General features: G+C 74.0%; 4 protein-coding genes and 1 pseudogene. 2 read left to right on the top strand and 3 right to left on the bottom strand.

Annotation, left to right across the window (positions count from 1 at the left end):
- Nucleotides 1-85: 85 nt before the first annotated feature.
- Both ABD353_RS38645 and ABD353_RS38650 read right to left on the bottom strand, forming a co-directional pair.
- Complete coding sequence (locus tag ABD353_RS38645) at nucleotides 86-1918, bottom strand: ABC transporter ATP-binding protein (RefSeq protein WP_344628416.1); 1833 nt, start codon at nucleotides 1916-1918, stop codon at nucleotides 86-88.
- Nucleotides 1915-3723 carry an ABC transporter ATP-binding protein gene (locus ABD353_RS38650; protein WP_344628417.1) on the bottom strand — a complete coding sequence of 603 codons (1809 nt, stop codon included), beginning with the start codon at nucleotides 3721-3723 and terminating at the stop codon, nucleotides 1915-1917. Before ABD353_RS38650 ends, ABD353_RS38645 begins: the two co-directional genes overlap by 4 nt.
- A gap of 258 nt (nucleotides 3724-3981) precedes the next feature.
- On the opposite strand from ABD353_RS38650, the gene ABD353_RS38655 reads away from it, so the two are divergent.
- Nucleotides 3982-5406 carry a family 2B encapsulin nanocompartment shell protein gene (locus ABD353_RS38655; protein ID WP_344628418.1) on the top strand — a complete coding sequence of 475 codons (1425 nt, stop codon included), beginning with the start codon at nucleotides 3982-3984 and terminating at the stop codon, nucleotides 5404-5406.
- Nucleotides 5407-5413: 7 nt separating this feature from the next.
- On the opposite strand, the gene glgX is transcribed toward ABD353_RS38655, so the two are convergent.
- On the bottom strand, nucleotides 5414-7660 hold the full coding sequence (gene glgX, locus ABD353_RS38660) for a glycogen debranching protein GlgX (protein WP_344628419.1): 2247 nt from the start codon (nucleotides 7658-7660) through the stop codon (nucleotides 5414-5416).
- 243 nt (nucleotides 7661-7903) lie between these two features.
- Here glgX and ABD353_RS38665 point away from each other — a divergent pair.
- Nucleotides 7904-8110, top strand: a pseudogene (locus ABD353_RS38665) (hypothetical protein); the annotation flags it as partial.

Genomic DNA, 8110 nt, shown 5'->3' on the forward strand with positions numbered 1-8110 from the left:
GTCTCACGCAGTTCTCCCCCAGCCTTCGGCCGGGAGGTGCCCCCACGCGCCCCTGAGCGGCTGCCCCTTTGCGTTCGGGCGTCTGTCAGACGAGGCTGTCGCGCCAGGCGCGGTGGAGGTCGGCGAAGCGGCCGCGGCCGCCGATCAGGTCGGCCGGGCGGCCGTCCTCGACGATCCGGCCCTGGTCCATCACCAGCACCCGGTCGGCGATCTCGACGGTGGAGAGCCGGTGGGCGATGACCACCGCGGTGCGGCCCGCCAGGACCGTCCGCATGGCCTGCTGCACCGCCTGTTCGCCCGGCACGTCCAGCGAGCTGGTGGCCTCGTCGAGGATCAGCACCGCCGGGTCGGCGAGCAGCGCCCGGGCGAAGGCGACGAGCTGCCGCTGCCCGGCCGAGATCCGGCCGCCGCGCTTGCGGACGTCGGTGTCGAAGCCCTCCGGCAGCGCCGTGATGAACTCGTACGCGCCGATGTCCCGGGCGGCCCGTTCGACCTCCTCGCGGGTGGCGCCGGGACGGCCGATCGCGATGTTCTCGGCGACCGTGCCGGAGAACAGGAAGGACTCCTGGGTGACCATGACGACGTTGCGCCGCAGCTCGTCCCCGGAGAGCTCGCGCAGGTCGACGCCGTCGAGCGCGACCCGGCCGTCGGTCGGGTCGTAGAACCGGGCGAGCAGCTTGGCCAGCGTGGACTTGCCGGCGCCGTTGGCGCCGACGACCGCGGTGGTGCGCCCGGCGGGGAGCACCAGGTCGAAGCGGGGCAGCACCTCCTTGCCGGTGCGGTAGGCGAAGCGGACGCCGTCGAAGGAGACGGTGCGGCCCTTCACCGGGTGCTCCGGCAGCGGTGCGGGGACGGCCGGCTCGGCCACCGAGGGCTCGTGCGCCAGCAGGCCGGCGATCTTCTCCAGTGCGGCGGCCGCCGACTGGTAGCTGTTGAGGAACATCGCCAGCTGGTCGAGCGGCTCGTACAGCCGGCGCAGGTAGAGCACGAAGGCGGTGAGCACGCCGAGTTCGACCGAGCCGTCGGCGACCAGCAGGGCGCCGGCCACCACCACGCCGGTGATCCACACGTTGGCGATCGCCCGGGAGGTGGTGACGTAGCGGGCCATCTCCAGCAGGCCGTCCGCGGTGGTGGCGGCGTACTGGTGGTTGACCGTGCCGAAGGCCTCGTCGTTGGCCCGCTCGCGGCGGAAGGCCTGGACGGGGCGGATGCCGTTCATGGTCTCGGTGAACCGGACGATCACCGCGGCCACCGCCGTCCGGGAGCGCCGGTAGACCCGCTGCGAGCGCCGGCGGAACGACCGGACGCTGAGGTACATCGGCAGGAAGGACAGCAGCGACAGCAGGCCGAGCCGCCAGTCCATCACCATCAGGACCAGCGAGATCCAGAACACCGACAGGACGACCGAGAGCAGCTCCTGCAGGCCCTCGGCGAGCAGTTCGCGCAGGGCGTCGACGTCGCTGGTGGCGCGGGAGATGATCCGGCCGGAGGTGTAGCGCTCGTGGAAGTCCAGGCTGAGCCGCTGGGCGTGCCGGAAGATCCGGCCGCGCAGCTCCAGCAGGACGTCCTGGTTGATCCGGGCGCTGAAGCGGATGAAGGCGCGCTGCAGCACGGTGCTGAGCGCGGCGCAGCCCAGGTAGGCGGCGATCACCGCGATCAGCGGGCCGCTCTCGTGCTCCCGCAGGGCCGGGATGCCGCGGTCCATCGCGAAGGCCACCAGCAGCGGCCCGGCCTGCAGGGCGGCCTGCTGGACGAGGATCACCAGCATGGCGGCGGCGATCCGGCCGCGGTGCGGGCCGAGCAGTTCGCCGAGCAGCCGGCGGGCGGCGCCCTGCGGGACGGGGATGTCCTCGTCCTCGGCCGGCGCCGGGAGTTCCTCGGCCAGCTCCTCGGCGGCGTCGACCGCGGTGGTGCTCATCGGGTGCTGATCCCTTCCGGTACGGGGGCGGCCTCGCCCGTCATCAGCTCGCGGTAGACGGCGGAGCTCTGCAGCAGTTCGTGGTGGGTGCCCACGGCGGCGATCCGGCCCTCGTGCAGCACGGCCACCCGGTCGGCCAGCATGACCGTGCTCGGGCGGTGCGCGACGACCAGTGCGGTGGTGCCGTCGAGGACGCGCCGCAGCGCCTGCTCGACCAGCGCCTCGGTGTGCACGTCGAGGGCGGAGAGCGGGTCGTCCAGCACCAGGAAGCGCGGGTCGCCGACGACTGCGCGGGCCAGGGCGAGGCGCTGGCGCTGGCCGCCGGAGAGGCTGAGGCCCTGCTCGCCGACCTGGGTCGCGGTGCCGGCCGGCAGCCGGTCGACGAAGTGCGCCTGGGCGGTGTCGAGGGCGGCGGCCAGCTGCTCGGTGCCGGCCGCCGGTGCGCCCATCAGCACGTTCTCGGCGACCGAGGCGGAGAAGAGCGTCGGCTCCTCGAAGGCGACGGCGACCAGTTCGCGCAGCTCGGCGCGGGGGATCGTGCGGATGTCCCGGCCGTCCAGGGCGACGGTGCCGCCGGTGGCCTCGTACAGCCGGGGCAGCAGGGCGGTGAGCGTGGTCTTGCCGCTGCCGGTCGCGCCGACCAGGGCCATCGTCTCGCCGGGCCGGACGTGCAGGTCGATGCCGCACAGCAGGTCGGGGCTGTCCGCGGGGGCGTCGGGGTAGCGGAAGCGCACCCCGGACAGCCGGATGCCCCGCTCGGCGGCGGGGCCGGGCCCGGCCTGCTCGGTGTCGGAGGGCTCGGTGTCGGAGGGCTCGGGTTCGTCCATCACCTCGTAGAAGCGGTCGGTGGCGGTGGCGGCCTCGTTCGCGTACGCGACCAGCCAGCCCAGCGACTCGACCGGCCAGCGCAGGGCCAGCGCGGTGGAGAGGAAGGCCACCAGGGTGCCCGCCGACATCTCGTCGTGGGCGACCAGGACGGCGCCGAGCGCCAGGGCCGCGCCGAGCGCGAGCTCCGGCAGGCCGACGATGACCGCCCAGAGGTTGGCCAGCATCCCGGCCTTGCCGAGTTCGGTCTCGCGCAGCGAGCGGGACTGCTCGGCGAAGCGCTCGGCCATGGTGCGGTGCCGGCCGAAGGCCTTGAGGATGCGGATGCCGAGCACCGACTCCTCGACCACCGTGGCGAGGTCGCCGTTCTGGTCCTGCGCACGGCGGGCGGCGCCGGAGTACCGCTGCTCGAAGTGGTGCGTCAGCCAGGTCAGCGGCCCCATCGGGATCAGCGCGATCAGCGCGAGCCGCCAGTCCAGGGCGAACATCAGGCCGGTGCCGACGAGGAAGACCGTGCAGTTGACGATCAGGAAGACCAGCGGGAAGGCCAGGAACAGCCGCATGGTGAACATGTCGGAGGTGGCCCGGCTGAGCAGCTGGCCGGAGGGCCACCGGTCGTGGAAGGAGACCGGCAGCCGCTGCAGCTTGGCGAACAGGTCGCCGCGCATGGCGGCCTCGACCCGGGCCAGCGGGCGGGCGACGACCACCCTGCGCACCCCGAACAGGCCCGCCTCGGCGAGGCCGAGCAGCAGGAGCAGGCCGGCGAGCGGCCAGAGCCCGGCCATGTCGTGGTCGGCGATCGGGCCGTCGACGATCCGCCGGAGCACCACCGGCACGGCGAGCACGCTCACCGAGGCGGTGAGCGCGGCGGCGACCGAGCCGGCGATCCGCCAGCGGGCGATGCGGGCGTACGGCCACAGGCGCAGCAGCGAGCGCACGGTGGACCGGCGGGGGCCGTCGGGGGCTTGGTTCGTGGACATCGCGCCTGAGGGTAGGCGCTGTCCGGTCATTTCTCATCCGGTTTTTCGCACCTGACGTCGGGTTCCGGCCGGACGGGCCGGTGGTCGCGCGCAGCGTGGGAGGTGTGCAGGGGGCGTGCGGCCATTCGAGTGCATCCGTGGCACCCGCGCGCCGTGCGCGCCTCGGCCGTCCGGGTGTCGCCGTGCGATGTGATCCGTGTGCGGAGAGTGGCCGCCGACCTGCCATGGCGGCCTCCCACGACGTTCGAGAGGTGTCCCATGACGGTCGAGACACAGCCCGCGGCGCAGCCGGCCGGCGCACAGGACCGGATCCAGCTCAGCAGCCTCAGCACGGCGGCGGCGCGCAACCTCGCCACCACCACCAAGTCGCAGCCGCAGATGCAGGAGATCAGCTCGCGGTGGCTGCTCAAGGCGCTGCCGTGGGTCCAGGTGTCCGGCGGCACCTACCGGGTCAACCGGCGGCTGAGCTACGCCGTCGGCGACGGCCGGCTGACCTTCGTGAAGACCGGCTCCCGGGTCCAGGTCGTCCCGGCGGAGCTCGGCGAGCTGCCGCTGCTGCGCGGCTTCGACGAGCCGCTGGCGCTCGGCGCGCTGGCCGGCCGCTTCGTCCAGCAGGAGTTCGAGCCGGGCCAGGTGATCGTCGAGCGCGGCCGCCCGGCCGACCACGTCTACCTGATCGCGCACGGCAAGGTGGAGCAGATCGGCGCCGGCAAGTACGGCGAGGAGACCGTCCTCGGCGTGCTCGCCGACGGCGCGTCCTTCGGCGGCCACGTGCTCGGAGGGCTCGACGGAGACTGGGAGTTCACCGCCAAGGCGGCGACCGCGGTCACCGTGCTGGCGCTGCCCCACCAGGCGTACCAGCTGGTCGCCGCCGAGTACCAGCAGCTGCGCGACCACGTCCTGGGCCTGTCCGGCAACGGGCACCGGCCGCAGAACGCCCACGGCGAGGCCGCGATCGAGATGTCCGCCGGCCACACCGGCGAGCACGAGCTGCCGGCGACCTTCGTCGACTACGAACTCGCCCCCCGCGAGTACGAGCTGAGCGTCGCCCAGACGGTGCTGCGGGTGCACACCCGGGTCGCCGACCTCTACAACAAGCCGATGAACCAGACCGAGCAGCAGCTGCGGCTGACCATCGAGGCGCTGCGCGAGCGCCAGGAGCACGAGCTGATCAACAACCCCGGGTTCGGCCTGCTCGCCAACGCCGACTACGACCAGCGGATCCAGACCCACTCCGGCCCGCCCACCCCGGACGACCTGGACGAGCTGCTCAGCATGCGGCGGCAGACCACCCACCTGTTCGCCCACCCGCGGGCGATCGCCGCCTTCGGCCGGGAGTGCAACCGGCGCGGCCTGTACTTCGGCACCGTCGAGGTCGGCGGCCACCACCTGCCGGCCTGGCGCGGGGTGCCGATCCTGCCCTGCGGCAAGATCCCGGTCACCGAGGGGCACACCACCTCGATCGTCGCGATGCGCGTCGGCGAGGCGGAGCAGGGCGTGATCGGCCTCAACCAGACCGGCCTGCCCGACGAGTACGAGCCCGGCCTCAACGTCCGCTTCATGGGCATCGACGACAAGGCCGTCATCTCCTACCTGGTCAGCACCTACTACTCGGCCGCCGTGCTCGTCCCGGACGCGCTCGGACTGCTCGAGAACGTCGAGGTCAACCGCCCGCTCGGCTGAGCCGCGGTCAGTCCGGGGCGGGCACCCGCAGCAGCTGCAGCGAACGCCCGCCCAGCAGCACGCTGCCCGGCGCCGGGTGGTGCGGCCCCGGCCCGTCCGCCGGGGCCGCGGTGTCGACGACCGTCTCGTAGGAGTCCGCCCACGGCGCGCCGGGCAGCGCGAAGGGGACGGGCTCGGCGCCGGCGTTCACCAGCAGCAGGAAGCTGTCGTCGGCGAGCGGCCGGCCCCGCTGGTCGCGCTCGGACATCGCGCTGCCGGAGAGCAGCATGCCGAGCACCGCGGTCGGCGCGAACCAGTCCGCCTCGGTCATCTGCTCGCCGCGCGGGGTGAACCAGGCGAGGTCGCGCTGGCCGCCGGGCACCGTCTCCCGTCCGGAGAAGAACGCCCGCTGCCGCAGCACCGGGTGGGCGCGGCGCAGCCGGACCAGCCGGGAGACCAGGTCGGTGAGCGAGGACCACTCCGGGTCGTCCAGCAGCGACCAGTCCAGCCAGCCGGTCTCGTTGTCCTGGCAGTAGGCGTTGTTGTTGCCGTGCTGGGTGCGGCCGAGCTCGTCGCCGGCGGTGAGCATCGGCACGCCGCCGGAGAGCAGCAGGGTGGCGAGCAGGTTGGCCAGCTGGCGGCGGCGCAGGGTGCGCACCGCCGGGTCGTCGGTCTCGCCCTCGGCGCCGTGGTTCCAGGACCGGTTGTCGTCGGTGCCGTCGCGGTTCTGCTCCCCGTTGGCCTCGTTGTGCTTGCGGTTGTAGGAGACCAGGTCGCGCAGGGTGAAGCCGTCGTGCGCGGTGACGAAGTTGACCGAGGCGTAGGGGCGGCGGCCGCCGCGCTGGTAGAGGTCGGAGGAGCCGGAGAGCCGGTAGCCGAGCTCCCGGACGTCTGGTCTGGCGCCGCGCCAGAAGTCGCGGACGGTGTCCCGGTACTTGTCGTTCCACTCGGCCCACAGCGGCGGGAAGCCGCCGACCTGGTAGCCGCCCGGGCCGACGTCCCACGGCTCGGCGATCAGCTTGACCCGGCTGAGCACCGGGTCCTGGGAGACCGCGGCGAGGAAGGGGTGGTGCATCTCCACGCCGTCGTGCCCACGGGCCAGCGCCGCGGCGAGGTCGAAGCGGAAGCCGTCGACGCCCATCTCGCCGACCCAGTACCGCAGCGAGTCGGTGATCAGCCGGACGACGTGCGGCTGCCGGGTGTCCAGGGTGTTGCCGCAGCCGGTGTAGTCGGCGTAGCCGCGGCGGCTGCGGTCGAGCCGGTAGTAGCCGCCGTTGTCGATGCCGCGCAGCGACAGTGCCGGGCCCATCACCCCGGCCTCGGCGGTGTGGTTGTAGACGACGTCGAGGATCACCTCGATGCCGGCCGCGTGCAGCGCCCGCACCATCCGCTTGAACTCGCCGACCTGGCCGCCGCGGCTGCCGGAGGCGGAGAAGCCGGCGTGCGGGGCGAAGTAGCCGAGCGTGTTGTAGCCCCAGTAGTTGGTCAGCCCGCGGGCCTGCAGGTGGTCCTCGCTGACGTGGTGGTGGACGGGCAGCAGCTCCACCGCGGTGACGCCGAGCCGGGTGAGGTGGGCGATCGCCGCCGGGTGGGCGAGGCCCGCGTAGGTGCCGCGCAGCTCCGGCGGCACCTCCGGGTGGCGCATGGTGAAGCCGCGCACGTGCACCTCGTACAGCACCGTCTCGGCCCACGGGGTCTTCGGCCGCTGGTCGTCGTACCAGTCGTCGTCGTCGTGGACGACCACCGCCCTCGGCACGTACGGCGCCGAGTCGCGGTTGTCGCGCACCGTGTCGGCGACGTCCGGCTCGGGCCAGCCGCGCACCGCGCTGCAGGTCGCGTCGTGGCTGGTGTAGTCGCCGTCGATCGCCCGGGCGTACGGGTCGAGCAGCAGCTTGGCCGGGTTCCAGCGGGCGCCCGTCCACGGGTCCCAGCGGCCGTGCACCCGGTAGCCGTAGCGGGTGCCGGGCAGCACGCCGGGCAGGTAGCCGTGCCAGGTCTGGAAGGTCTGCTCGGTCAGCCGGTGCCGGGTCTCGGTGCCGTCCTCGGCGAACAGGCACAGGTCGACGGCCTCGGCGCCGGCCGCCCAGAGCGCGAAGTTGGTGCCGCAGCCGCCGTCCGGGGCGGTGCGGAAGCGGGCGCCGAGCGGCTGCCAGCTGCCCGGCCACGGGTCTGCGGGCGGCGCCGGCTGCGCGTCGGCGGCGCGTTCGGGCGCGGCCGCGGGTGGGCGGCCGGTCTCCCGGCGCGTGCTCCGTGCCAGCTCCTGCCACGCCGTCATCGCCGCACCCTCCCTGCGCGGGGGTCCCGTACCCGCCCTCCAGTTGTTCCCTGATCCCGTGCAGGTGTCACGTGGCCGATCGTGTTGTGACGCTGGGTGAACGGGACGGCGTCCGCCGGGTGGCGCGCCGGCTCGTGTCCGGCGCCCCGCGGCCTCGTTTGACCGGGTGCCGGGCGCCCTGGGCGCGACGGCGCGCGGCCGACCGGAAGCGCGGCGGGAAGCGGCGGACCTGGAGGGACGAACATGCTCGCGGTGGCACGGCGCTGGGCGGTGGCGGCGGCCGCGCTCCTCGCGCTGCCGGCCGGCTGCACCGGCGGACCGGCCGGGGGCGGGGACGGCGGCCCGGCGGGCGGCCGTCCGCCGATCTCCCGCGCGGTGGTCACCGCGCTGCCGGCGGACGGCGCCCAGGAGGTGCACTCCGACGCCGAGGTGTCCGTCACCGTCGCCGAG

It is taken from the genome of Kitasatospora arboriphila, assembly GCF_039528095.1.
GTDB classification, from domain to species: Bacteria; Actinomycetota; Actinomycetes; order Streptomycetales; family Streptomycetaceae; genus Kitasatospora; species Kitasatospora arboriphila.

What these genes read in the sequence shown, in the direction of transcription:
- ABD353_RS38650 (WP_344628417.1), bottom strand. Translation starts at nt 3,723, where the DNA reads ATGTCCACGAACCAAGCCCCCGACGGCCCCCGCCGGTCCACCGTGCGC.
- glgX (WP_344628419.1), bottom strand. Translation starts at nt 7,660, where the DNA reads ATGACGGCGTGGCAGGAGCTGGCACGGAGCACGCGCCGGGAGACCGGC.
- ABD353_RS38645 (WP_344628416.1), bottom strand. Translation starts at nt 1,918, where the DNA reads ATGAGCACCACCGCGGTCGACGCCGCCGAGGAGCTGGCCGAGGAACTC.
- ABD353_RS38655 (WP_344628418.1), top strand. Translation starts at nt 3,982, where the DNA reads ATGACGGTCGAGACACAGCCCGCGGCGCAGCCGGCCGGCGCACAGGAC.